Below are 23,791 nucleotides of genomic sequence, written 5' to 3'. Positions count from 1 at the left end.
TGAGAATTATTCCGAGGAAGCGAATGACGATCTTCAGAGTTTTTGCCGCTACGGTTGCCCTTGCCGCTGCCCTGCCGGCCGCGGCGGACGAAATCCCGGTCAAGATGCTCAACAGCGGGCCGAACGGCATGATGGTGTTCGATCCCGCCTTCGTGCGACTGAAGCCCGGGGACAGCATCAAGTTCCTGCCCACCGACAAGGGACACAACGTCGAGACCATCAAGGGGATGGCGCCGGACGGTGCGGACTATGTGAAGTCGACCGTCGGACAGGAGGCGGTGGTGACCTTCGAGCGCGAGGGCGTCTACGGCTTCAAATGCTCACCCCACTACTTGATGGGCATGGTCGCCCTCGTCGTGGTCGGCGACAAGCGCGACAATCTGGAGGCCGCCAAGAGCGTCCAGCACAACAAGCTCACGCAGAAGCGCATGGAGCCGCTGCTCGCTCAGGTGCAGTAAGCCCCGATACGTTGGCGCGCGGGGCGGCCCGGTTCCTCGCGGCCCGGGCCGCTTGCCTCAATCGCCCGCCATCACGAGCGCCCAGAACCGCTTGTAGCGGGTCGTCGGAGCATCGACGCGAGCTATGCCGACCCGGCGCAATTGCGGCATCAGCATATTGCGATTGTGCTCCGGCGAGGCCTTCCAGCGCGCCAGCACCTGATCGAAGGTCTCCGAACCCGCGCTGAGATTCTCCGAGGCGTAGCGCCGGCCGAAGCCGGCGCCCGCCATGCGGCTTTCGAAGCTGCCGGCGATCTCGTGGCTGAGTCGCCCCGCCCGCGCATTGGCCTGTGCCTGGAACGAGGCCGCGCTGATGAGGCTGCGATCGAGCGAGACAGGCCCCAGGCCGTGCTGTGCCCGGTAGCGCGAGATCGCTGCGGCGGCAGCCTGCTCGTCGAGAATCGCGGGCAGCGTCGGCTGGGCTGCGTCGAAAACGGGAGACCCGCCGCAACCGGCGAGCGTCAGCGCGATCAGCGTCGCGGCGGCGGGAAGACGAAGGTTCGGCATCGGAGTCAGCAGGGCGGCCATGAGAAGGCGCCCGATTCCGCAAGGCTTGCGGCGAAACCACGGCGGGATGCGGCCTGCGGCGGATGACATGGACGCCTGTGGCCTCGCGGCCACGCACCGTATGCCGACAACAGCACAAGCGTCGACGCTTGTCGTGGAGGCTGAGGCTGATTGGAAAGAAGGTGTTTCCGACGGGGCGGGAAACATGGCGCGGGCGACGGGGCTCGAACCCGCGACCTCCGGCGTGACAGGCCGGCACTCTAACCGACTGAGCTACGCCCGCGTTTTGCGTCGCCGGCCGGCTGGGCTCGTGTCGGCGACGAGGCGGGGTTTAGGTGGGGCGCCCTGGGCTGTCAAGCCGCGGAATCGCGGAATGCGACGGTTCGGCGACGGATCGGGGAAATGCCCTCCCGAGCCGCGATTGAGACCGTCTCTGTGCTGGTAGAGCAAGCGGCTCCCCCGAACGAAACCGTTCCGCGGCGTCGAGGTCGTGCTTGCGGCGGCGACCGCTGGTATGCCAGATACCACGAATAAGAACATGGGGGCGGCGGGGATGATGCGGCAAGGCTCAACCGTGGTCGGGCCTGCGCCGATCCGTCTCTGTGGTTGTGTGCATGGATGCCCCCATCTGTCAGCGAAAGGGGTGATTGTGCGACGCGCAATACCCTTGTTTCGCCGGGGGGGCTCGTCTAAGCCTCGCCCGGCGCTCAGTCTGGCATTGGAGGAATTCCATCGCAGGAATTTCTCGTGTTCGGACCCGTCGCGAGGGCAATCTCCCATGATCCTCACGCGCAACGAAATGAGGGGTGCGGCATGACCGGCCTGCTGGCAGACTACCTGCCGCTCATCGTGTTCATCGGCGTGTCGCTGTTCATCGCGGTGGCGCTGCTGGTTGCTCCCTTCGTCGTGGCTTATTCGAGCCCCGATCCGGAGAAGCTCTCGGCCTACGAGTGCGGCTTCAACGCCTTCGACGACGCACGCATGAAGTTCGACGTGCGCTTCTATCTCGTGGCGATCCTGTTCATCATCTTCGACCTCGAGGTCGCCTTCCTGTTCCCCTGGGCGATCACCTTCGGGGAGCTCGGGTGGTTCGGCTTCTGGTCGATGATGGCCTTCCTCGGCGTTCTCACCGTCGGCTTCGTCTACGAGTGGCGCAAGGGCGCCCTCGAATGGGACTAACGGCGCGGGCTCACTCGCGTCGCTTCCCCTCCGTTCTCGCTCAGAGGCAGACATGGCCCTGACTCCGACCCTCTCCCGCGCGCCTCTGGTCGCGCCCGCGCCGATAGGGATCATCGATCCCGCGACCGGGCGTCCGATCGGTGCCAACGACCCGACTTTCCTGTCGATCAACGACGAGTTGGCCGATCGCGGATTTCTCGTCACCAGCGCCGACGAACTCATCAACTGGGCCCGCACCGGCTCGCTGATGTGGATGACCTTCGGTCTGGCCTGCTGTGCCGTCGAGATGATGCAGATGTCGATGCCGCGCTACGATTGCGAGCGCTTCGGCTTCGCGCCGCGCGGCAGCCCGCGCCAGTCCGACGTGATGATCGTGGCCGGCACGCTGACCAACAAGATGGCCCCGGCGCTGCGCAAGGTCTACGACCAGATGCCGGAGCCGCGCTACGTCATCTCCATGGGCTCCTGCGCCAATGGCGGCGGCTACTATCACTACTCCTACTCGGTGGTCCGCGGCTGCGACCGGGTGGTGCCGGTCGACATCTACGTGCCGGGTTGTCCGCCCTCGGCCGAGGCGCTGCTCTACGGCGTGCTGCTGCTGCAGCGGAAGATCCGCCGCATCGGCACGATCGAGCGGTGAGGGAGCGCACGATGGAGGCCATCACCACCAACGGCATCACGCTGCGCCGGACCGTCGAGGCGGCCCAGGGCGAGAACGCCCTGCAGGCCATGGGCGAGCGGATCGCCGGGGCGCTCGGCCCCGCGGTCACGGACTGGTCGATCGCCTTCGGCGAGTTGACCGTCGTCGTCCAGGGCAGCGACATCGTCTACGCGCTGACCTACCTGCGCGACGAGCCGGCCTGCGCCTTCCGCTGCTTCATCGACATCTGCGGTGCCGACTACCCTCAGCGAGCGCGCCGCTTCGACGTCGTCTACCACCTGCTCTCCTTGCGTCATAACATGCGGGTGCGCGTGAAGGTGCAGACGGACGCCGCGACCCCGGTTCCCTCGGCGATTCCCGTCTTCCCGGCGGCCAACTGGTACGAGCGCGAGACCTACGACCTCTACGGCATCCTGTTCTCGGGCCATCCCGACCTGCGCCGCCTGCTGACCGATTACGGTTTCGAAGGCCATCCGCTGCGCAAGGACTTCCCGCTGACCGGCTTCGTCGAGGTCCGTTACGACCAGGACGAGGCGCGGGTCGTCTACGAGCCGGTCAAGCTGACCCAGGAGTTCCGCAACTTCGACTTCCTGTCGCCGTGGGAGGGCACGGACTACGTGCTGCCGGGCGACGAGAAGACGTCGAGCTGAAGGCTTGCGGCGATGAGCGAACACAACATCCGCAACTTCTCGATCAACTTCGGGCCGCAGCACCCGGCGGCGCACGGCGTGCTGCGCCTCGTGCTGGAGCTCGACGGCGAGGTGGTCGAGCGGGTCGATCCGCATATCGGACTCCTGCACCGGGGCACCGAGAAGCTGATCGAGCACAAGACCTACCTCCAGGCGACGCCCTATTTCGACCGGCTCGACTACGTCGCGCCGATGAATCAGGAGCATGCCTTCTGCCTCGCGATCGAGAAGCTCGCCGGCATCAAGGTGCCGCGGCGGGCCCAGCTCATCCGCACCCTGTTCTGCGAGATCGGGCGGCTGCTGTCCCACCTCCTCAACGTCACCACGCAGGCGATGGACGTCGGCGCGCTGACGCCCCCCCTGTGGGGCTTCGAGGAGCGCGAGAAGCTCATGATCTTCTACGAGCGCGCGTCCGGTGCGCGGCTCCACGCCAATTACTTCCGGCCCGGCGGCGTCCATCAGGACCTGCCGCCCGCGCTGATCGACGACATCGAGGCGTTCTGCGATCCCTTCCTGACGGTGGTCGACGACCTCGACAACCTCGTCATGGCCAACCGCATCTTCAAGCAGCGCAACGTCGATATCGGGATCGTCTCGGTGGACGAGGCGATGGCCTGGGGCTTCTCGGGCGTGATGGTGCGCGGCTCCGGCATCCCGTGGGATCTGCGCAAGTCGCAGCCCTACGAACTCTACGAGGAGATGGAGTTCGACATCCCCGTGGGGAAGAACGGCGACACCTACGATCGCCAGGTGATCCGCATGGAAGAGATGCGGGAATCGGTGAAGATCATGCGGCAGTGCTGCGCCAAGCTGCGCGAGCCTGCCGGCCAAGGACCGATCGCCTCGGTGGACGGCAAGTTCGCCCCACCGCCGCGCCGGGAGATGAAGCGCTCGATGGAAGCGCTCATCCACCATTTTAAGCTCTACACCGAGGGCTTCCACGTGCCCGAGGGCGAGGTCTACGCCGCCGTCGAAGCCCCCAAGGGCGAGTTCGGGGTCTATCTCGTCTCCGACGGCACCAACAAACCCTACCGCTGCAAGATCCGCGCTCCGGGCTTCGCCCATCTTCAGGCGATGGACTGGATGTGCCGCGGCCACTTGCTCGCCGACGTGTCCTGCGTGCTCGGCACGCTGGACATCGTGTTCGGCGAAGTGGACCGCTGAAGGAGACGGGTGGAAACGTCATGGCGAACCGTAGGCTAGCCCCCGCCGCCGAGCAGCCCCAGAACTTCGCGTTCACCTCCGAGAACGCCGACTGGGCGCGCGGCCAGATCGCGAAATACCCGGAGGGCCGTGAGGCTTCGGCCGTGATCCCGCTGCTGTGGAAGGCGCAGGAGCAGAACGGCGGCTGGCTGCCGCAGAAGGCGATCGAGGCGGTGGCGGACCAACTCGGCATGCCGCATATCCGCGTGCTGGAGGTGGCGAGCTTCTACACGATGTTCGCTCTGGCGCCCGTCGGCCGCTTCTGGGTCCAGCTCTGCGGCACCGTGCCCTGCGATTGCTGCGGGGCGAAGGAGTTGAAGGCCGCGCTCCAGGAGCGTCTCGGGCCGCCCGGTCACGTCACGGCCGACGGCAACTTCTCCTGGCTCGAAGTCGAGTGCCTGGGGGCCTGCTGCAACGCGCCGATGGTGCAGATCAACCAGGACTATTACGAGGATCTGACCCCGGAGAGCCTGAACAAGCTCCTCGACGATCTCGCGGCCGGACGCCCCGTCAAGATCGGTTCGCAGATCGGCCGCGTCTCCTCCGAGCCGAAGGACGCGGTCAACACGCTGACGGACGAGTCGCTGTTCGACGGCTCGCGTGTCGGCGCCTGGCGCAAGCGCTTCGAGCAGACCGAGGGCGCCGACCAGGGCGGAGAGAGCGTCAAGCAGGACGAGGCCGCCTCGACCGAGGCCCGCGTCAAGGACGAGACCAAGCCGGCCCGTCCGTCCGCCGGTCGCGCGAACGAATCGAATGCCGTCGACGCCCCCGCCGAGCGGGCAAGCGCGGGTCAGATTCCGGTCAAGCCGGAGGATCGGGCTCAGGCGCGCGAGGCGAAGGCGCCGATCGCCCAGGACCCGGCCGTCGAAGAGGACAAGGCGCTGCGCACGGAGCCGCCGCAACATCCGGCGACGGTCGGCGCCGGCGACGACGTACCCGAGGGCGAGAACCCGGAAGCCCGGGCCGACGCCGCGGGCACCCGTCCCAAGGGGCTCGACGCCCCCCGCGACGACCGCCCGGACGACCTGACGAAGATCAAGGGCATCGGGCCGGTCAACCAGCGCCGCCTCAACGATCTCGGCGTCTGGCACTACGATCAGGTCGCCGCGTGGTCGCCGACCGAGGTCGCCTGGGTGAGCGCCTACCTCGCCTTCCCGGGACGGATCGACCGGGAGAACTGGGTCGGCCAAGCGGCCGATCTCGCCGGCAGCAAGGGCTGAGGAGCGGATCATGCTCGCCGATCAGGATCGCATCTTCACCAATCTCTACGGCCTCCACTCGCCGGGGCTCAAGGCCGCGAAAAAGCGCGGCGCCTGGGACGGAACCAAGTTCCTCCTGGAGATGGGCCGCGATTGGATTATCGATGAGATGAAGGGCTCCGGCCTGCGCGGCCGCGGCGGCGCGGGCTTCCCGACCGGCCTGAAATGGTCGTTCATGCCCAAGAAGTCCGACGGGCGCCCGCACTACCTCGTCGTCAACGCCGACGAGTCGGAGCCGGGCACCTGCAAGGACCGGGAGATCATGCGGCACGATCCGCACCTCCTGATCGAGGGCTGCATGCTGGCCTCCTTCGCCATGGGGGCGCATGCCTGCTACATCTACATCCGCGGCGAGTACGTGGCGGAGAAGTTCGCGCTCCAGCGCGCGGTGGACGAAGCCTACGAGGCGCGTCTCGTCGGTCCGTCGAACGTCCACGACTACCCCTTCGACATCTACGTCCACCACGGCGCGGGCGCCTATATCTGCGGCGAGGAAACGGCGCTCATCGAGAGTCTCGAGGGCAAGAAGGGGATGCCGCGGCTGAAGCCGCCATTCCCGGCCAATATGGGCCTCTATGGCTGCCCCACGACCGTCAACAACGTCGAATCGATTGCGGTGGCCGGCACGATCCTGCGCCGCGGCGGCGCGTGGTTCGCGGGCCTAGGCGGCAAGAACAACACCGGCACCAAGCTGTTCTGCGTCTCCGGCCACGTCAACAAGCCCTGCAACGTCGAGGAAGAGCTCGGCATCACTTTCCGCGAGCTGATCGACAAGCATTGCGGCGGCATGCGCGGCGGCTGGGACAACCTGCTCTGCTCCATCCCCGGCGGCTCCTCGGTACCGCTGGTGCCCGCGGAGCAGATCATCGACGCCAAGATGGACTTCGACACCCTGCGCAACCTCGGCTCGGGGCTGGGCACCGCGGCGGTGATCGTGCTCGACCGGTCGACCGACATCGTCGGCGCGATCGCCCGCATCTCGTACTTCTACAAGCACGAGAGCTGCGGCCAGTGCACGCCGTGCCGCGAGGGCACCGGCTGGATGTGGCGCGTGCTCACTCGCATGGCCGCCGGCCGGGCGCAGAAGCGCGAGATCGACATGCTCCTGGAAGTCACCAAGCAGGTCGAGGGCCACACGATCTGCGCGCTCGGCGACGCCGCGGCCTGGCCGATCCAGGGCCTGATCCGGCACTTCCGCCCCGAGATCGAGAAGCGGATCGACCAGTACAGCGCCAACCCGCACATGGATGCGGTGCCGATGGCGGCCGAGTGAGCGCCGCCCCGATGCTCACCTTCGAGATGACCCGATGACCAAAATCCTCATCGACGGCACCGAGGTCGATGTCCCGGCCGATTACACCCTGCTGCAGGCCTGCGAGATCGCGGGCGCGGAGATCCCGCGCTTCTGCTTCCACGAGCGGCTGTCGATCGCCGGCAATTGCCGCATGTGCCTGGTCGAGCTGAAGGGCGCGCCCAAGCCCGTGGCTTCCTGCGCCTACGCGGTCAAAGATTGCCGGCCCGGCCCCAACGGCGAGCCGCCGGAGGTGCTGACGCGCTCGGGCACGACGAAGAAGGCCCGCGAGGGGGTGATGGAGTTCCTCCTCATCAACCACCCGCTCGATTGCCCGATCTGCGACCAGGGCGGCCATTGCGACCTGCAGGATCAGGCGATGGCCTACGGCGTCGACTCGACCCGCTACCGCGAGAACAAGCGGGCGGTCGAGGAGAAGTATATCGGCCCGCTGGTGCGCACGGCGATGAACCGCTGCATCCACTGCACCCGCTGCGTCCGCTTCCTCGCGGAAGTCGCCGGCGTGCCGGATCTCGGCGCCATCGGCCGCGGCGAGGACATGGAGATCACGAGCTACCTCGAACAGGCCATGGGCTCGGAGCTTCAGGGCAACGTGGCCGACCTCTGCCCCGTCGGCGCGCTGGTTCACAATCCGCAGAGCTACAACGTGCGCCCGTGGGAGCTGCACAAGACCGAGTCCGTCGACGTGATGGATGCGGTGGGCTCGGCGATCCGCATCGATGCCCGCGGCCGCGAGGTGATGCAGATCGAGCCGCGCATCAACGACGACATCAACGAGGAGTGGATCTCCGACAAGACCCGCCACGTCGTCGACGGACTGCGCCTGCAGCGCCTCGACCGGCCGTTCCTGCGCGAGAACGGGCGCCTGCGCCCGGCCTCCTGGGGCGAGGCTTTCTCGGCCATCGCCGCCCGGATGAAGGGCGCGGACCCCAAGCGCGTCGGCGCGCTCGTGGGCGATCTGGCCGGCGCGGAGGAGATCTTCGCGCTCAAGGCGCTCATGAGCTCGCTCGGCGTGACCAACCTCGACGCCCGCCAGAGCGGCGAGGCGATCGATCCGGCCTGGGGCCGGGCCGCCTACACGCTGGGGGCGACCATCCCCGGCATCGAGGCAGCGGACGCGATCCTGATCGTCGGCGCGAACCCGCGCACCGAAGCCTCGCTCCTGAACGTGCGCATCCGCAAGCGTTGGCGCATGGCCCCGGTCTCGATCGGCCTGATCCTCGACGAGCAGCCGGACCTGACCTACCCCTACACCTATCTCGGCGCCGGCACCGACACGCTCGCCTCCCTGGCCAAGGGCGACCACAGCTTCCTCGACGTGCTGAGGAAGGCCGAGCGCCCGCTTGTGATCGTGGGCGAGAGCGCCTTCGGCTCGCTCGCGGGAATCGCGGCCCTGGCCAAGGATGTCGGCGCGGTCAGCGCGGAGTGGAACGGCTTCGGCGTGCTCAACACGGCGGCCGCCCGCGTCGGCGCGCTCGATCTCGGCTTCGTGCCGGGCGAGGGGGGTCTGACCTTCTCGCAGATGCTCGAGCCGGGCGCCCTCGACATCGTGTTCAACCTCGGCGCCGACGAGCGGGTGATCGGACCGGGTGCCTTCGTGATCTACCAGGGCACCCACGGCGATGCCGGCGCGAGCCGCGCCGACGTGATCCTGCCGGGAGCGGCCTATACCGAGAAGAGCGCGACCTACGTCAACCTCGAAGGCCGGGTGCAGATGGCCAACCGCGCCGGCTTCCCGCCGGGCGATGCCCGCGAGGATTGGGCGATCCTGCGCGCGCTCTCCGACGTGCTGGGCAAGCGCCTGCCCTACGATTCGCTCGCGGCCTTGCGCAAGGCGATGTATGCCGAGCACCCGCATCTCGCGGCGGTCGGGCAGGTCGAGGTGTCCGACGCCGCGGCCGCGCTGGAAAAGCTCGCGTCGCTTCCGGCCGCGACGGAAAAGGCCAGCTTCGCCTCTCCGGTGACCGACTTCTACCTCACCAACCCGATCGCCCGCGCTTCGCGGGTGCTCGCCGAGTGCTCCGGTCTCGCCCGGGGCCGCGCCCTCGAAGCGGCGGAATAGGGGACGCTACCGATGACCTTCTGGGAAGTGCTCGGCACCGTCCTCCTGATCGCGCTGAAGAGCTTCGTGCTGCTCGCAGCTCTCCTCGTCTTCATCGCCTTCGCGCTGCTGGCGGATCGCAAGATCTGGGCGGCGGTGCAGCTGCGCCGCGGCCCGAACGTGGTCGGGCCGTTCGGTCTGCTCCAGTCCTTCGCCGACCTCCTGAAGTTCGTGCTGAAGGAGCCGGTGATCCCGGCCGGCGCCAACAAGGCGATCTACCTGCTGGCGCCGCTCGTCTTCGCCATGCTGGCGCTGGCATCATGGGCGGTCATCCCGCTCGCCGACGGTTGGGCGATCGCCGACATCAACGTCGGCATCACCTACATCTTCGCGATCTCCAGCCTGGGCGTCTACGGCGTCATCATGGGCGGCTGGGCCTCGAACTCCAAATACGCCTTCCTCGGCGCGCTCCGCTCGGCGGCGCAGATGATCTCCTACGAGGTCTCGCTCGGCTTCGTCATCATCTGCGTGCTGCTCTGCGCCGGGAGCCTAAACCTCTCGCGCATCGTCATGGCCCAGGACACGGCGCTCGGCCTGTTCGGCTGGTACTGGCTCTGGCTGTTCCCGATGTTCGCGGTATTCTTCGTCTCGGCGCTGGCCGAGACCAACCGCCCGCCCTTCGACCTGCCGGAGGCCGAGTCGGAACTCGTGGCGGGCTACATGGTCGAGTACTCCTCGACGCCGTACCTGCTGTTCATGCTCGGCGAGTACGTGGCGATCATGACCATGTGCGCCCTCGGCACGGTGCTGTTCCTGGGCGGCTGGCTCTCGCCGATTCCCTTCGTGCCCTTCACGTGGGTGCCGGGCGTGATCTGGTTCGCGCTGAAGGCCAGCTTCCTGTTCTTCATGATCGCCATGGTGAAGGCCATGGTGCCCCGCTACCGCTACGACCAGCTCATGCGGCTGGGCTGGAAGGTCTTCCTCCCGCTCTCGCTGATCTCGGTCATCGTCGTCGCCTTCGTCCTGAAGCTCACCGGCCTCGCGCCGGGAGCCTGATCGCAACCGCATCGGAGATCGCGCCGTGAAGCTCGATCAGGTCGCCAGAAGCCTCCTCCTGAAGGAATTCGTGTCGGGGTTCTTCCTCGCCATGAAGTATTTCTTCAAGCCGAAGGCCACGATCAACTACCCCTTCGAGATGGGCCATCGCGGGCCGCGCTTCCGCGGGGAGCACGCCCTGCGCCGCTATCCCAACGGCGAGGAGCGCTGCATCGCCTGCAAGCTCTGCGAGGCGATCTGCCCGGCCCAGGCGATCACCATCGAGGCGGGTCCGCGCCGCAACGACGGGACCCGGCGCACCACGCGCTACGACATCGACATGGTGAAGTGCATCTATTGCGGCATGTGCCAGGAGGCCTGTCCGGTCGATGCCATCGTCGAGGGTCCGAACTTCGAGTTCTCGGTCGAGACCCGCGAGGAGCTCCTTTACGACAAGGAGAAGCTTCTCGCGAACGGCGACCGTTGGGAGCGCGAGATCGCCCGCAACATCGCGATGGACGCGCCGTACCGCTGAAGTCCAACGGCGCGCGGTTGTGCGCCGCAAGACCGAGTTCTATAGACGGGCCGCCGACTGCGGCCGAGGGTCCACCGAGGCAGAAGGGAGCCGCTCGCTCGAGCGGCCGATGCTGAAAATCGCATGACCGCAGCCGCCGCCTTCTTCTATCTCTTCGCGGGCCTCGCCGTGGCCTCGGGCTTCATGGTGATCGCTGCCAGGAACCCCGTGACCTCGGTGTTGTTCCTGATCCTCGCCTTCGTGAACGCCGCCGGGCTGTTCGTGCTGATGGGTGCCGAGTTCCTGGCGATGATCCTCGTCGTCGTCTATGTCGGCGCCGTCGCGGTGCTGTTCCTCTTCGTCGTGATGATGCTCGACGTGGACTTCGCCGCGCTCCGCCAGGGCTTCCAGCGCTACCTGCCGATCGGCGGGCTGATCGGCGCGATCTTCCTGATCGAACTGCTGCTGGTGGTGGGGACCTGGACCATCGATCCCGGCCTCGTGCAGGCGCCTCTGGGCCGCGCCGCCCACGGCGAGAGCCTCACCAACACCCAGGCGCTCGGCCGGGTGCTCTACACGGACTACGTCTACTTCTTCCAGATCGCCGGCCTGATCCTGCTGGTGGCGATGATCGGCGCCATCGTGCTGACCCTGCGCGAGCGCACCGGCGTCAAGCGTCAGAACATCGCCGTGCAGAACGCCCGCACACAAGGCATGGCGGTCGACACCATCAAGGTGCCCTCGCGTCAGGGTGTGGAGGTCTGAAGCCGATGATCGGAGTGAGCCACTATCTGACGGTTGCCGCGATCCTGTTCACGCTCGGCGTGCTCGGCATCTTCATCAACCGCAAGAACGTCATCGTCATCCTGATGTCGGTCGAGCTGATCCTGCTCGCGGTCAACATCAATCTCGTCGCCTTCTCGACCCATCTCAACGACATCACCGGACAGGTCTTCGCCCTGTTCGTGCTGACGGTCGCCGCGGCGGAAGCCGCGATCGGGCTCGCGATCCTGGTGGTGTTCTTCCGCAACCGCGGCTCCATCGCCGTCGAGGACGTGAGCATGATGAAGGGCTGACGGCTCGCGAGAGCGCCGCCCCTTCGTCCGCCTGCTACGAGGCAATCGAATTCTATGTATCACGCGATCGTCTTCTTCCCGCTGATCGGCGCCCTGATCGCCGGCCTGTTCGGCCGGTCCATCGGTGCGCGGATGAGCGAGCTCGTGACGACGGGCTGCCTTGCCTTCGCGGCCCTGCTCTCCTGGGGCGCCTTCTTCCTCGTGACCGGTGACGGCCGCGCCGAGACGGTGCCGGTGGCGCAGTGGTTCAGCGCCGGCGACCTCGTGGTCGACTGGGCCTTCAAGGTCGATACGCTGACCGCGGTGATGCTCGTCGTCGTGACCTCGGTCTCGACTCTCGTGCACCTCTACTCCATCGGCTACATGCACGAGGATCCGCACCGGCCGCGCTTCTTCGCCTACCTGTCGCTGTTCACCTTCGCCATGCTGATGCTGGTGACGGCCGACAACCTCGTGCAGATGTTCTTCGGCTGGGAGGGCGTCGGCCTCGCCTCCTACCTGCTGATCGGCTTCTGGTACGAGAAGCCCTCGGCCAACGCCGCGGCGATGAAGGCCTTCATCGTCAACCGCGTCGGCGATTTCGGCTTTTCCCTCGGCATCTTCCTCGTCTTCGTGCTCACCGGCTCGGTCGGATTCGACGCGATCTTCGCCAAGGCCCCGGAACTGAAGGACGCGACCTTCCACTTCCTCGGCCATGACTGGCACGCCCTGACGCTCGCCTGCCTGCTCCTGTTCATGGGTGCGATGGGCAAGTCGGCGCAGTTCCTGCTGCACACCTGGCTCCCCGACGCGATGGAGGGCCCGACCCCGGTCTCGGCGCTCATCCACGCCGCGACCATGGTCACCGCCGGCGTGTTCATGGTCGCGCGCCTGTCGCCGCTCTTCGAGCTGGCGCCGACCGCGCTCACCGTCGTCACCGTCATCGGCGGCATCACCGCCTTCTTCGCGGCCACCGTCGGCCTCGTGCAGAACGACATCAAGCGGGTCATCGCCTACTCGACCTGCTCGCAACTCGGCTACATGTTCGTGGGCCTGGGCGTCGGCGCCTACGCCACCGGCGTCTTCCACCTCTTCACCCACGCCTTCTTCAAGGCGCTGCTGTTCCTCGGCGCCGGCTCGGTCATCCACGCGATGCATCACGAGCAGGACATGCGGAACATGGGGGGGCTGCGCCGCTACATTCCCTTCACCACGGCGATGATGACGATCGGCACCATCGCGCTGATCGGCTTCCCCTTCACCTCCGGCTACTACTCTAAGGACGCGATCATCGAGGCGGCCTACATGTCGGACCGCCCGGGCCACGTGCTGGCGTTCCTCGCCACCGTGATCGCCGCGCTGATGACCTCGTTCTACTCCTGGCGGCTGTTCTTTCTCACCTTCGAGGGACCGCAGCGCTGGGTGGCGCACGGCGCCCACGACCACGACGATCACGCGCATGACGATCACGCGCACGCGGCCCATGCCCACCAGGCGGACGGCAAGCCGGGGCACCACGAGGGCGTCGCCCACGACGATCACGGCCACGACGTCGAGCCGGCCTCGCACAGCGCGGTCGAGCATCACGATCACGCGCCCCTCAAGCCTCACGAGAGCCCGCTCGTGATGACGATCCCGCTGGCGATCCTGGCCTTCGGCGCCCTGTTCGCCGGCCTGATCTTCAAGGAGCGCTTCATCGGGCACGACATGGAAAAGTTCTGGGGCAACGCGCTCCCGCACGGGTCCGGCAACGACATCATGCACAAGATCCACGACGCGCCGGGCTGGGTCGCCGCCTCGCCCTTCGTGATGCTGGTGCTCGGCTTCCTCCTGGCCTTCTGGATGTACTTGCGCCGGCCCGATCTGCCGCATCGTCTCGCGGAATCTCAGCCGATCCTGTACCGCTTCCTGCTCAACAAGTGGTACTTCGACAAGATCTACGACCGGATCTTCGTGCGTCCGGCCAAGAACTTCGGCCTGTTCCTCTGGAAGGAGGGCGACGGGCGCGTCATCGACGGCCTCGGCCCCGACGGCATCTCGGCCCGGGTCGTCGACGTCACCCGCGGCGTGGTCCGTCTCCAGACCGGCTACGTCTACCACTACGCCTTCGTGATGCTCGTCGGGGTCGCCGGCCTGATCACGTGGTACCTCGTCTCCGGCGTGCCGGCGGGAACCCCGGGAGTGACCCACTGATGCTCGGCCTCGGCATTCTCTCAGGGCTGCTGATCGTCCCGCTGGCCGGCGCCGCCTTCATCCTCACCCTCGGCGAGGAGACGGCGGCGGTGAAGCGCAACGCCCGTTGGGCGGCGCTGATCACGACGGTCGTCACCTTCCTGCTCTCGCTGGTGGCCTGGGCGCGCTACGACATCGCGAGCCCGAGCTTCCAGCTGGTCGAGAGCCACGCCTGGCTCGCCGAGACGATCCGGTTCAAGCTCGGCGTCGACGGCTTCTCGATGCCGCTGATCCTGCTCACCACCTTCCTGATGCCGTTCTGCATCGGGGCCTCGTGGCTCTCCATCGAAAGCCGGGTCAAGGAGTACTTCGTCGCCTTCCTCGTGCTGGAAACGACGATGATCGGCGTGTTCTGCTCGCTCGATCTGGTGCTGTTCTACCTGTTCTTCGAGGCAGGCCTGATCCCGATGTTCCTCATCATCGGCATCTGGGGCGGCAAGCGGCGCATCTACGCCAGCTTCAAGTTCTTCCTCTACACCCTGCTCGGCTCGGTGCTGATGCTGCTCGCCATCATGGCGATGTACTGGGAAGCCGGTACCACCGACATCCCGACGCTGCTGGCGCACCGCTTCCCCGTGCACATGCAGACCTGGCTCTGGCTCGCCTTCTTCGCGTCCTTCGCGGTGAAGATGCCGATGTGGCCGGTCCATACCTGGCTCCCCGACGCCCACGTCGAGGCGCCGACCGCGGGCTCGGTCATCCTGGCGGGCATCCTGCTGAAGATGGGCGGCTACGGCTTCATCCGGATCTCGCTGCCGATGCTGCCGGATGCGAGCCACACCTTCGCCCCGCTCGTCTTCGCCCTCTCGGTGATCGCGATCATCTTCACCTCGCTCATCGCGATGATGCAGACCGACATCAAGAAGCTGATCGCCTACTCGTCGGTGGCGCATATGGGCTTCGTGACGCTGGGCCTGTTCACGCTCAACGAGCAGGGCATCCAGGGCGCGCTGTTCCTGATGATCTCCCACGGCATCGTCTCGGGCGCGCTCTTCCTCTGCGTCGGCGTCGTCTACGACCGGATGCACACCCGCGAGATCGCGGCCTATGGCGGATTGGTGAAGCGGATGCCGCTCTTCGCCGTCGCGATGATGGTCTTCACCATGGCCAATGTCGGCCTGCCGGGCACCTCGGGCTTCGTCGGCGAGTTCCTCGCGATGATGGGCGCCTTCCGGGCCAACCCCACGGTCGCCTTCTTCTCGGTCTTCGGCATCATCCTCTCGGCCGGCTACGCGCTGTGGCTCTACGCCCGGGTGATCTACGGGAAGCTCGAGAAGCCCAACCTCCAGGGCATCCTCGACCTCGACAACCGCGAAAAGATCATCATCGCGCCGCTCGTCGCCCTGACGATCTGGTACGGCGTCCACCCTGCACCCATCCTCGACACCTTCGCGCCCTCCACCGAGGCGCTGATGCAGAACATGCGTGCCGCGCTGGCCACCACGCAGACCGCCACCAAGGACGCCGCCGCCCGGACGGGCGCCGCCGAGTCCCCGAAGTCCCACCTTGCGACCATCGAGGCCGCCGCGCGATGACACCGATCCAATCCGTCCTGCCGGCGATCACGCCGGTCCTGCCGGAGATCGTGCTGAGCGTCGGCGCGCTCCTGCTCGTCCTCTACGGCGCGTGGCGCGGCGAGCGCTCGTCCGAGGGCGTCAATGTCGGCGCGCTGATCCTCCTGATCTTCACCTTCTTCCTCGTGGTCACGCAGACCGGCCGGGTCACGACGCTGAACGGCGCCTTCATCGCCGACCCATTCGCGCGCATCATGAAGGCGCTGATCCTGATCGGCTCGGCGGCGACCATCCTGCTCTCGCGCGACTACTTCCAGCGCGAGCGCATCGACCGGTTCGAGTACCCGATCCTGATCGTGCTCTGCACCATCGGCATGCTGGTCATGGCCTCGGCCAACGACCTGATCTCGCTCTATCTCGGCCTCGAGCTGCAATCGCTCGCGGCCTACGTCATCGCCGCCTTCCATCGCGACGACGCCAAATCCACCGAGGCCGGCCTGAAATACTTCGTGCTGGGCGCGCTCTCCTCCGGCATGCTGCTCTACGGCGCCTCGCTGGTCTACGGATTCACCGGCACCGTCTCCTTCCCCGGCATCGTCACCGCGCTCGACGGGCCGGCGAGCTTCGGCATCGTGCTCGGCATCGTGTTCGTGGCCGCAGGCGTCGCCTTCAAGCTCGCGGCCGTGCCGTTCCACATGTGGACGCCGGACGTCTACGAGGGCTCGCCCACGCCGGTCACCGCCTTCTTCGGCTCCGCGCCGAAGATCGCCGCCATGGCGATGACGGTGCGCGTCTTCATCGGGGCCTTCCCCGACATGACGGCGGTCTGGCAGCAGATCATCATCTTCGTCTCGATCGCCTCGATGGCGCTCGGCTCCTTCGCCGCGATCGGCCAGCGCAACATCAAGCGCCTGATGGCCTATTCCTCCATCGGCAATGTCGGCTACGCCCTGATCGGCCTCGCCGCCGGCTCGGAAGAAGGCATCCGCGGCGTGGTGATCTACATGATCGTCTACTTGGCCATGACGCTCGGCGCCTTCGCGGTGCTGCTGTCGCTCCGCCGCAAGGACAAGATGTTCGAGACGATCGACGACCTGTCGGGCCTCTCGCGCACCCATCCCTGGCTGGCCTTCTGCCTCGCCGCGATGATGTTCTCGCTCGCCGGCATCCCGCCGCTGGCCGGGTTCTTCGCGAAATTCTACGTCTTCGCCGCCGCGATCCAGGCAGGTCTCGTCACCCTCGCCGTGGTCGGCGTGGTCACCAGCGTCGTCGGCGCGTTCTACTACCTGCGCCTCGTCAAGGTGATGTACTTCGACGAGGCGCAGGCGCCCTACGAGCGGATCCCGCCGGGCTCGGCGATCGTGCTTGGCGTGTCGAGCGCGGTCGTGGTGCTGTTCTTCCTCGTCCCGGCCCCGCTGGTCGCGGCGGCGGGCGACGCGGCGAAAGCTCTGTTCTAGAGGCGCATGCAGTTCCGGTTGAGCCCGGCGGCACGGTCCGACGGCCATCGTCTCCACAGTCACGATACGCTCGGCTCGACCAATAGCGAGGCGCTCGCCCTCGCCAGGGGCGGGGAGACGGGGCCGCTCTGGGTCACAGCCCGGCGGCAGGAGGCCGGCCGCGGTCGCCGCGGCAATGCCTGGGCCTCCCCGGAGGGCAATCTCGCCGCGAGCCTGCTGCTGCCGGTGGCAGGCGTCGCGCCGGAGATGGTCGCGACGGTTGGATTCGTGGCGGGCGTGGCGCTGGTCGACGCCCTGCGCGACGCGTGCCGGCTGAAGCCCTCGCGCCGCACGCGGGCAGAGGATCGCGACGACACGGGCGCCGATGCCCCCGCCCCGCATGCGGGGGGAGGGGATGCACCGTCGCCGCACGGTCTTGCTGATGCCCCGGTTGCCATCCATCTGAAATGGCCCAACGACGTTCTCGCCGAGGGCGGAAAACTCGCCGGCATCCTGCTGGAGGCCGAGACGCTTCCGGGCGGACGGCGTGCCGTCGTGGTCGGTTTCGGCGTCAACGTTGCGGCCGCGCCCGAGAATTTGCCCTATCCGGCGGCGGCCTTGGCCGCCTTTTCCGCGGCGGATGCGCCGATGCTGTTCGAATTCCTGTCGGAACGGTTTGTCGAAGCGGTCCGGATCTGGAACAAGGGGCGCGGATTTCCAACGATCCGGCGGCGGTGGCTGGAGCGCGCGGCGGGGGTAGGCGCCCCCGTATCGGTTCGCATGGCCGAGGCCACGCTGACGGGCATCTTTGAAACGATCGACGAGGGGGGGCGGCTCGTGATCCTCGCCCCGGATGGAACCCGACGAACCGTGACGGCGGGCGAGGTGCATTTCGGAAGTGCCGCGACGGCGGCCTGAGACTGGATAGACGACAAGATGACGACACGGCAGGACGAGCTCGTCTTCGTGCCGCTCGGCGGCGTGGGCGAGATCGGCATGAATGCGGGCCTCTACGGGTTCGGACCCGAGCGGGCGCGCAAATGGATCATGGTCGATTGCGGAATGGGATTTGCGGGCGAGGAGGGCTTGCCCGGCATTGACCTGATGTTCCCGGACCTCACCTTCATCGAGGAGCGCAAGAAGGACCTCCTCGGCATCTTCATCACCCACGCGCACGAGGACCATATCGGCGCGATCTCGGAGCTGTGGCCGCGCCTCAAGGTGCCGGTCTATGCCACGCGCTTCGCCAAGCAGCTTCTGGAGACGCGCCGTCTCTCCGAGCCCGGCGCGCCCAAGGTGGAACTGCGCGAGATCAAGCCGGGCAAGCGCGTGACCATCGGCCCGTTCGAGCTCGAGTTCGTGCCGGTGGCGCACTCGATCCCCGAGTCGAACGCGGTGGCGATCCGCACCGAGCACGGCCTCGTGCTCCATACCGGCGACTGGAAGCTCGACGATACGCCGGTGGCCGGTGACACCACCTCGCCGGAGGCGTTCAAGGCCCTCGGCGACGAGGGCATCCTGGCCCTGATCTGCGACTCGACCAACGTGCTGCGCGAGGGCAGCTCGCCCAGCGAGTCCGAGGTGTCGGCCACGCTCGCCAAGCTGATCGCGGAGGCGCCGCACCGCGTGGCGGTGACGACCTTCGCCTCGAACGTGGCCCGCATCCGCGCGGTAGCCCTGGCCGCGCAGGCCTGCGGCCGTCAGGTCATCGCCGTCGGCCGCGCCATGGACCGGGTCATCGATGTCGCCCGCGAGTGCGGCTACCTCGACGGCCTGCCGGACTTCCTCTCGGCCGAGTCCTACGGACACCTGCCGCGCGACAAGGTGGTCTGCCTGCTCACCGGCTCGCAGGGCGAGCCGCGGGCGGCGATGTCCCGGGTCTCGCGCGACGACCATCCCGCGATCTCTCTGACGGCGGGCGACCGGGTGATCTTCTCCTCCCGCGCCATTCCCGGCAACGAGCGCGATGTCGGCGCCATCATCAACGACCTGATCGAGGCCGGCATCGAGGTCATCACCGACCGCACGGAACTCGTCCACGTCTCCGGCCATCCGCGGCGCGAGGAGATGGTGGCGATGTACGGCTGGACCCGGCCGAAATCGGTCGTGCCCGTCCACGGCGAGGCCCTGCACCTCGACGAGCATGCGCGCTTCGCCCGCAAGCAGGGCGTCGAGGCGGTGGTCAAGGCGCGCAACGGCGCCGTGGTGCGGCTCGCTCCCGGCAAGCCGGAAGTGGTCGAGCACGTCCGGGCCGGTCGCCTCTACAAGGACGGCAACGTCCTCATCGACCACAAGGACCGGGCGATCCCCGAGCGGCGCAAGCTGTCCCAGACCGGCATCGTCTCGGTGGCCATCGCCATCGACGAGCGCGGCGAGGTGATCGGCGAGCCGGCCGTGGACATCATGGGCCTGCCCAACCGCGGTCGCAGCGGCGAGCCGCTCCTCGACACGGTGGTCGACACGGTCAACCGCACCCTCAACGGCCTCTCGCGGGGCAAGATGAAGGACTCGGAGGCCGTGGAGAACGCGGTCGACCGCGCCGTGCGCTCCGCCGTCAACGAGGCGTGGGGCAAGAAGCCCGCCTGCCACGTGCAGGTGGTCGAGGTGTGATAGGCTCCTGAGCAAGCCGTCATCGCGAGCGTGAGCGAAGCGATCCAGCGGCGCGATCGTCCCGGAAGGGACGGCGCGCCGGATTGCCTCGGCTCCGCCTCGCCGTGACGGGCCGGAGAAGCGGTAAGGCAGGGAGGAAAAAAGGATGATCGGACGGCTCAACCACGTCGCCATCGCGGTGAAGGATCTCGACGCCGCGACCGCCATCTACCGCGACACGCTCGGCGCCAAGGTCACCGAGCCGCTGCCGCAGCCGGAGCACGGCGTCACCGTTGTGTTCGTGGAACTGCCCAACAGCAAGGTCGAGCTGATGTCGCCGCTGGGCGAGAACTCGACGATCCAGGGCTTCGTCGACAAGAACCCGGCCGGCGGCATCCACCATGTCTGCTACGAGGTCGAGGACATCATCGCCGCCCGCGACCAGATGAAGGCCGCCGGCGCCCGCGTGCTCGGCACGGGCGAGCCGAGGATCGGTGCCCACGGCAAGCCCGTGATCTTCCTCCACCCCAAGGACTTCCTGGGAACGCTGGTGGAGCTGGAGCAGGTCTGAGCCTTCAGACTCTCCGGCTGCACCAAGACCCTCCGAGAACCATGACGCGTTCACCCCTTCGCACCGTCACCGCCTCGACGCCGCTGACGCTCCTGACCGTGGCGGTGCTGGTCGGGCTGTTGGCCTTCGTCGCCGTGAAGGGGTTCGCCCTCACGGTGTTCGGCGCCTTCGCGCTCTACTTCGTCCTGTGGTGGACCTTCCTGTTCGCGATCCTGCCGATCGGCAACGCCGCCGAGGCCGATCCGCAGCGGCTGGTGCGGGGGCAGGATCCGGGGGCGCCTGCCGCCCCGCGCCTGCGGGAGAAGGCGCTTCTCACGACGGTCGTGGCTGGGATCGCGTTCTTCGCGGCGCTGCTGATCTTCCCGCTCGCACGCCTGTAGAGCATTCACGCGAGTTTCAGGCACAAAAACAAAAAGCAAGGCACAAGGCCTTGCTTTGAACACTTGAAGTCGATGTCAGCCAGATTTTTCTCGCGCATTTCTTGCGGCGCGGTGGCTGGTTGTTCCTCCCAAGACCCGGACCGTTCGCTGCCTCGTGGGCTGCGACCATCACGGCGCTGCTTATAGGAAGAACATTTCCCTTTGTCATCAGGGCAGAGAAGGCTGACGGCGCTTTTTTGCAAGGCTTGCGGTAAACGGTCTGCGACTTCGCGCGATGGAGCGTCGAAGGAGAGCTTGGCCGGCTTCCTTCCGCCGCAATGCGAGCGGACCCTGTGATCGTGCGGCGCTTGTGTTTTGTGGGCGCTATGTGTTGTGTGCCTCCGCACGCCGGACCGGTCCTCTTCGCCGCCGGCCGCGCCCGCCGTCTCCCAAGGTCGATCGATGCGTCTCTCCCGCTACTTCCTGCCGATCCTGCGTGAGACGCCGAAGGAAGCGGAGATCGTTTCGCATCGCCTGATGCTGCGCGCCGGCATGATCCGCCAGGAGGCCGCTGGGATCTACGCGTGGCTGCCGCTGGGTCTGCGCGTCCTCAACAAGGTCTGCGACGTGATCCGAGCCGAGCAGGATCGCGCGGGCGCCATCGAGATCCTGATGCCGACGATCCAGGCGGCCGATCTCTGGCGCGAATCCGGCCGCTACGAGGCCTACGGCAAGGAGATGCTGCGGCTGAAGGACCGCCACGAGCGCGATCTGCTCTACGGCCCGACCGCTGAGGAAGTCGTCACCGAGATTTTTCGCGCGAGCGGGCGGTCCTATAAGGACCTTCCGAAGAATCTCTACCAGATCTCGTGGAAGTTCCGCGACGAGGTGCGCCCGCGCTTCGGCACCATGCGCTCGCGCGAGTTCCTGATGAAGGACGGCTACTCGTTCGACCTCGATCAGGCCGCGGCGCGCCACTCCTACAACAAGGTCTTCGTCTCCTACCTCCGGACCTTTGAAACGCTCGGCCTCAGAGCGATCCCGATGCGTGCCGATACGGGGCCGATCGGCGGCGATCTCAGCCACGAGTTCATCATCCTCGCCAAGACCGGCGAGAGCGAAGTCTTCTGCGACCGCACCTATCTCGACATGCCGGTGCCGCCGCCCTCCGTCGATTTCGACGACGTGGCGGGTCTCCAGGGTGTGGTCGATGCCTGGACCTCGCACTACGCCGCCACCGACGAGATGCACGACGAGGCGGTCTTCGCCGAGGTGCCGGAGACCTCCCGCCTCTCCGCCCGCGGCATCGAGGTCGGCCACATCTTCTATTTCGGCACCAAGTACTCGACGCCGATGAAGGCGGTCGTCACCGGCCCGGACGGTCAGGAGCGGCCGGTCCATATGGGCTCCTACGGCATCGGCCCGAGCCGGCTCGTGGCCGCGACCATCGAGGCGAGCCACGACGAGGCCGGCATCATCTGGCCGGATGCGATCGCCCCCTTCGACGTAGCGCTCATCAACCTCAAGGTCGGGGATTCGGCCTGCGACGGCGCCTGCGCCGAGATCCAGGCGGCGCTCGAGACCGCCGGCCTGTCGGTCCTCTACGACGACCGCGACGAGCGCCCGGGTGCCAAGTTCGCCACCGCCGACCTGATCGGCCTGCCCTGGCAGGTGATCGTCGGTCCAAAGGGGCTCGCTGACGGCAAGATCGAGCTGAAGCGTCGCGCGACGGGTGAGCGCGAGACCCTCGACCCCGTCGATCTCCCTGCCCGTATCCGGCGCGTCTAGGAGCCGGCACCGATGGCGCTGGCGCTGGGCAAGGGAGTTGGCGGGACCATGAGGGGCGTTCTGGCACGGCTGAAGAGCGCCCGCGCCGCCGCCTCGACTCCGCCTTTCGCGGGCTTCGAGTGGATCATCGCCGGGCGCTACCTGCGAGCGCGCCGCCGGGGCGGCGGTGTTTCGGTGGTGGCCCTGTTCTCGGTACTCGGCATCGCGGTGGGTGTGGCCACCCTCATCATCGTGCTCTCGGTGATGAACGGCTTCCGCTCGGAGCTTCGCTCCAAGATCATCGGTCTCAACGGCCACGTCTTCGCCGCGCCGATCGACCGGCTCTTCACCGACTACGTCGATCTCTCCGACCGGCTGGAAAAGGTCGCTGGCGTGCGCGCCGTGGTGCCGATGGTGCAGGGGCAGGCCTTCGCCTCCTCGCCCTATGGCGGCTCGGGGGTGCTGGTGCGCGGCGTGCGCGAGGCCGACCTTCCGAAGATCCCGGCGGTTTCCGCCGCCATCAAGAGCGGCACGCTGGAAGGCTTCGACGACGGCGAGGGCGTGGCGCTGGGCAAGCGGCTCGCCGATTCCCTCGGGCTCCAGGCGGGCGATCAGGTCACCCTCTCGACGCCGAAGGGTGCGAGCACGCCCTTCGGGACGGCGCCGCGCACCAAGACCTACACCGTCAAGGCGATCTTCGAGATCGGCGTCACCGATTTCGACACCACCATGGCCTTCATGCCGCTCACCGAGGCTCAGGCCTTCTTCAACCGCGACGGCGACGTCAGCGTGATCGAGATCTACATCGACAACGCCGATGCGGTGGGCGAGATGCGCGAGCCCCTGGAGATGGCGGCCGAGCGCCCTGTGCTGCTCACCGACTGGCGCCAGACCAACCGCACCTTCTTCGGCGCTCTGGAGGTGGAGCGGAACGTGATGTTCCTGATCCTCAACCTCATCGTCATCGTGGCGACCCTCAACATCATCTCGGGGCTCATCCTGCTCGTGCGCGACAAGTCCTCGGACATCGCGATCCTGCGCACCATGGGCGCGACGCCGGGCACGATCATGCGGGTCTTCCTCATCAACGGAGCCCTGATCGGCCTCGTCGGTACGGCGATCGGTCTGATCGGTGGCGTGCTGTTCACCCTCAACATCAAGCCGATCCAGCGCACGCTGTTTCCCACCGCCTGGGACCCCACCGTGCGCTTCCTCGCCGAGATTCCGGCGGAGATGAACTCGAGCGAGGTCACGATCATCGTGATCACCTCGGTCCTGCTGTCGCTGGTGGCGACTCTCTATCCCTCGTGGCGCGCCGCCCGGCTCGATCCGGTGCAGGCCCTGCGCTACGGCTGACGGAACGCCCCGATC

General features: G+C 67.2%; 22 protein-coding genes and 1 tRNA gene. 21 read left to right on the top strand and 2 right to left on the bottom strand.

Features of this window, described 5'->3' with window-relative positions:
* The first annotated feature begins 23 nt into the window (after nt 1-23).
* A complete protein-coding gene (locus BY998_RS11450) occupies nt 24-458 on the top strand; it encodes a pseudoazurin (RefSeq protein ID WP_110351754.1) in 435 nt (144 codons plus the stop codon).
* Between the two features lie 57 nt (nt 459-515).
* Here BY998_RS11450 and BY998_RS11445 read toward each other — a convergent pair whose 3' ends face one another.
* Nucleotides 516-1,004 (bottom strand): CAP domain-containing protein, encoded by a 489-nt coding sequence (locus BY998_RS11445; protein ID WP_110351844.1) that lies wholly within the window; start codon nt 1,002-1,004, stop codon nt 516-518.
* Between the two features lie 206 nt (nt 1,005-1,210).
* A tRNA-Asp gene (locus BY998_RS11440) sits at nt 1,211-1,287 on the bottom strand.
* A 530-nt stretch (nt 1,288-1,817) separates the two neighbouring features.
* Between BY998_RS11440 and BY998_RS11435 the strand changes: the two genes are divergently transcribed.
* The 20 genes from BY998_RS11435 to BY998_RS11340 all read left to right on the top strand — a co-directional run bounded on the left by BY998_RS11435 (nt 1,818) and on the right by BY998_RS11340 (nt 23,776).
* A complete protein-coding gene (locus tag BY998_RS11435) occupies nt 1,818-2,183 on the top strand; it encodes an NADH-quinone oxidoreductase subunit A (protein WP_110351753.1) in 366 nt (121 codons plus the stop codon).
* A 52-nt stretch (nt 2,184-2,235) separates the two neighbouring features.
* A complete protein-coding gene (locus tag BY998_RS11430; protein WP_110351752.1) occupies nt 2,236-2,823 on the top strand; it encodes an NADH-quinone oxidoreductase subunit B in 588 nt (195 codons plus the stop codon).
* 11 nt (nt 2,824-2,834) lie between these two features.
* Nucleotides 2,835-3,494, top strand: a complete 660-nt coding sequence (locus tag BY998_RS11425; protein WP_110351751.1) for an NADH-quinone oxidoreductase subunit C — start codon at nt 2,835-2,837, stop codon at nt 3,492-3,494.
* A gap of 12 nt (nt 3,495-3,506) precedes the next feature.
* Nucleotides 3,507-4,697, top strand: coding sequence for an NADH-quinone oxidoreductase subunit D (locus BY998_RS11420; RefSeq protein WP_110351750.1), 1,191 nt, complete (start codon nt 3,507-3,509; stop codon nt 4,695-4,697).
* A 20-nt stretch (nt 4,698-4,717) separates the two neighbouring features.
* Nucleotides 4,718-5,956 carry an NADH-quinone oxidoreductase subunit NuoE gene (nuoE, locus tag BY998_RS11415; protein ID WP_110351749.1) on the top strand — a complete coding sequence of 413 codons (1,239 nt, stop codon included), beginning with the start codon at nt 4,718-4,720 and terminating at the stop codon, nt 5,954-5,956.
* A gap of 10 nt (nt 5,957-5,966) precedes the next feature.
* The gene (gene nuoF / locus BY998_RS11410) at nt 5,967-7,268 is read left to right on the top strand and encodes an NADH-quinone oxidoreductase subunit NuoF (protein ID WP_110351748.1); all 1,302 of its coding nucleotides are present in this window, start codon (nt 5,967-5,969) and stop codon (nt 7,266-7,268) included.
* 34 nt (nt 7,269-7,302) lie between these two features.
* Nucleotides 7,303-9,369 (top strand): NADH-quinone oxidoreductase subunit NuoG, encoded by a 2,067-nt coding sequence (nuoG, locus tag BY998_RS11405; RefSeq protein WP_110351747.1) that lies wholly within the window; start codon nt 7,303-7,305, stop codon nt 9,367-9,369.
* A gap of 12 nt (nt 9,370-9,381) precedes the next feature.
* Nucleotides 9,382-10,404: an NADH-quinone oxidoreductase subunit NuoH gene (nuoH, locus tag BY998_RS11400; protein ID WP_110351746.1), complete on the top strand. Its 1,023-nt coding sequence runs from the start codon at nt 9,382-9,384 to the stop codon at nt 10,402-10,404.
* A gap of 25 nt (nt 10,405-10,429) precedes the next feature.
* The gene (gene nuoI, locus BY998_RS11395) at nt 10,430-10,918 is read left to right on the top strand and encodes an NADH-quinone oxidoreductase subunit NuoI (RefSeq protein WP_110351745.1); all 489 of its coding nucleotides are present in this window, start codon (nt 10,430-10,432) and stop codon (nt 10,916-10,918) included.
* A gap of 123 nt (nt 10,919-11,041) precedes the next feature.
* Complete coding sequence (locus BY998_RS11390) at nt 11,042-11,662, top strand: NADH-quinone oxidoreductase subunit J (RefSeq protein WP_110351744.1); 621 nt, start codon at nt 11,042-11,044, stop codon at nt 11,660-11,662.
* A 5-nt stretch (nt 11,663-11,667) separates the two neighbouring features.
* On the top strand, nt 11,668-11,973 hold the full coding sequence (gene nuoK, locus BY998_RS11385; RefSeq protein WP_110351743.1) for an NADH-quinone oxidoreductase subunit NuoK: 306 nt from the start codon (nt 11,668-11,670) through the stop codon (nt 11,971-11,973).
* Nucleotides 11,974-12,027: 54 nt separating this feature from the next.
* Nucleotides 12,028-14,145 carry an NADH-quinone oxidoreductase subunit L gene (gene nuoL / locus BY998_RS11380; RefSeq protein ID WP_110351742.1) on the top strand — a complete coding sequence of 706 codons (2,118 nt, stop codon included), beginning with the start codon at nt 12,028-12,030 and terminating at the stop codon, nt 14,143-14,145.
* Nucleotides 14,145-15,719 (top strand): NADH-quinone oxidoreductase subunit M, encoded by a 1,575-nt coding sequence (locus BY998_RS11375; RefSeq protein WP_110351741.1) that lies wholly within the window; start codon nt 14,145-14,147, stop codon nt 15,717-15,719. The genes nuoL and BY998_RS11375 overlap by 1 nt, the downstream gene beginning before the upstream one ends.
* Nucleotides 15,716-17,155 (top strand): NADH-quinone oxidoreductase subunit NuoN, encoded by a 1,440-nt coding sequence (nuoN, locus tag BY998_RS11370; protein WP_110351740.1) that lies wholly within the window; start codon nt 15,716-15,718, stop codon nt 17,153-17,155. The genes BY998_RS11375 and nuoN overlap by 4 nt, the downstream gene beginning before the upstream one ends.
* Before the next feature lie 6 nt (nt 17,156-17,161).
* A complete protein-coding gene (locus BY998_RS11365; RefSeq protein ID WP_110351739.1) occupies nt 17,162-18,052 on the top strand; it encodes a biotin--[acetyl-CoA-carboxylase] ligase in 891 nt (296 codons plus the stop codon).
* A gap of 18 nt (nt 18,053-18,070) precedes the next feature.
* A complete protein-coding gene (locus BY998_RS11360; protein WP_110351738.1) occupies nt 18,071-19,744 on the top strand; it encodes a ribonuclease J in 1,674 nt (557 codons plus the stop codon).
* Nucleotides 19,745-19,889: 145 nt separating this feature from the next.
* Nucleotides 19,890-20,294 (top strand): methylmalonyl-CoA epimerase, encoded by a 405-nt coding sequence (gene mce / locus BY998_RS11355; protein WP_110351737.1) that lies wholly within the window; start codon nt 19,890-19,892, stop codon nt 20,292-20,294.
* Between the two features lie 41 nt (nt 20,295-20,335).
* A complete protein-coding gene (locus tag BY998_RS11350) occupies nt 20,336-20,674 on the top strand; it encodes a DUF1467 family protein (protein ID WP_110351736.1) in 339 nt (112 codons plus the stop codon).
* Nucleotides 20,675-21,115: 441 nt separating this feature from the next.
* Nucleotides 21,116-22,441 carry a proline--tRNA ligase gene (gene proS / locus BY998_RS11345; protein ID WP_110351735.1) on the top strand — a complete coding sequence of 442 codons (1,326 nt, stop codon included), beginning with the start codon at nt 21,116-21,118 and terminating at the stop codon, nt 22,439-22,441.
* Between the two features lie 12 nt (nt 22,442-22,453).
* Entirely contained in the window at nt 22,454-23,776 is a 1,323-nt protein-coding gene (locus BY998_RS11340; protein ID WP_110351734.1) for a lipoprotein-releasing ABC transporter permease subunit, read from the top strand.
* Nucleotides 23,777-23,791: the final 15 nt, after the last annotated feature.

This window comes from Methylobacterium sp. B4 (assembly GCF_003201865.1).
GTDB lineage: Bacteria > Pseudomonadota > Alphaproteobacteria > Rhizobiales > Beijerinckiaceae > Methylobacterium.
Note: the sequence above shows the minus strand (reverse complement) of the source record. Positions and strands in the feature narration are given on the sequence as shown.

What these genes read in the sequence shown, in the direction of transcription:
- nuoL (WP_110351742.1), top strand. Translation starts at nt 12,028, where the DNA reads ATGTATCACGCGATCGTCTTCTTCCCGCTGATCGGCGCCCTGATCGCC.
- nuoF (WP_110351748.1), top strand. Translation starts at nt 5,967, where the DNA reads ATGCTCGCCGATCAGGATCGCATCTTCACCAATCTCTACGGCCTCCAC.
- BY998_RS11445 (WP_110351844.1), bottom strand. Translation starts at nt 1,004, where the DNA reads ATGCCGAACCTTCGTCTTCCCGCCGCCGCGACGCTGATCGCGCTGACG.
- BY998_RS11360 (WP_110351738.1), top strand. Translation starts at nt 18,071, where the DNA reads ATGACGACACGGCAGGACGAGCTCGTCTTCGTGCCGCTCGGCGGCGTG.
- BY998_RS11450 (WP_110351754.1), top strand. Translation starts at nt 24, where the DNA reads ATGACGATCTTCAGAGTTTTTGCCGCTACGGTTGCCCTTGCCGCTGCC.
- mce (WP_110351737.1), top strand. Translation starts at nt 19,890, where the DNA reads ATGATCGGACGGCTCAACCACGTCGCCATCGCGGTGAAGGATCTCGAC.
- BY998_RS11435 (WP_110351753.1), top strand. Translation starts at nt 1,818, where the DNA reads ATGACCGGCCTGCTGGCAGACTACCTGCCGCTCATCGTGTTCATCGGC.
- nuoH (WP_110351746.1), top strand. Translation starts at nt 9,382, where the DNA reads ATGACCTTCTGGGAAGTGCTCGGCACCGTCCTCCTGATCGCGCTGAAG.
- BY998_RS11420 (WP_110351750.1), top strand. Translation starts at nt 3,507, where the DNA reads ATGAGCGAACACAACATCCGCAACTTCTCGATCAACTTCGGGCCGCAG.
- nuoE (WP_110351749.1), top strand. Translation starts at nt 4,718, where the DNA reads ATGGCGAACCGTAGGCTAGCCCCCGCCGCCGAGCAGCCCCAGAACTTC.
- nuoG (WP_110351747.1), top strand. Translation starts at nt 7,303, where the DNA reads ATGACCAAAATCCTCATCGACGGCACCGAGGTCGATGTCCCGGCCGAT.
- BY998_RS11350 (WP_110351736.1), top strand. Translation starts at nt 20,336, where the DNA reads ATGACGCGTTCACCCCTTCGCACCGTCACCGCCTCGACGCCGCTGACG.
- BY998_RS11390 (WP_110351744.1), top strand. Translation starts at nt 11,042, where the DNA reads ATGACCGCAGCCGCCGCCTTCTTCTATCTCTTCGCGGGCCTCGCCGTG.
- BY998_RS11365 (WP_110351739.1), top strand. Translation starts at nt 17,162, where the DNA reads ATGCAGTTCCGGTTGAGCCCGGCGGCACGGTCCGACGGCCATCGTCTC.
- proS (WP_110351735.1), top strand. Translation starts at nt 21,116, where the DNA reads ATGCGTCTCTCCCGCTACTTCCTGCCGATCCTGCGTGAGACGCCGAAG.
- nuoN (WP_110351740.1), top strand. Translation starts at nt 15,716, where the DNA reads ATGACACCGATCCAATCCGTCCTGCCGGCGATCACGCCGGTCCTGCCG.
- nuoK (WP_110351743.1), top strand. Translation starts at nt 11,668, where the DNA reads ATGATCGGAGTGAGCCACTATCTGACGGTTGCCGCGATCCTGTTCACG.
- BY998_RS11430 (WP_110351752.1), top strand. Translation starts at nt 2,236, where the DNA reads ATGGCCCTGACTCCGACCCTCTCCCGCGCGCCTCTGGTCGCGCCCGCG.
- BY998_RS11340 (WP_110351734.1), top strand. Translation starts at nt 22,454, where the DNA reads ATGGCGCTGGCGCTGGGCAAGGGAGTTGGCGGGACCATGAGGGGCGTT.
- BY998_RS11425 (WP_110351751.1), top strand. Translation starts at nt 2,835, where the DNA reads ATGGAGGCCATCACCACCAACGGCATCACGCTGCGCCGGACCGTCGAG.
- BY998_RS11375 (WP_110351741.1), top strand. Translation starts at nt 14,145, where the DNA reads ATGCTCGGCCTCGGCATTCTCTCAGGGCTGCTGATCGTCCCGCTGGCC.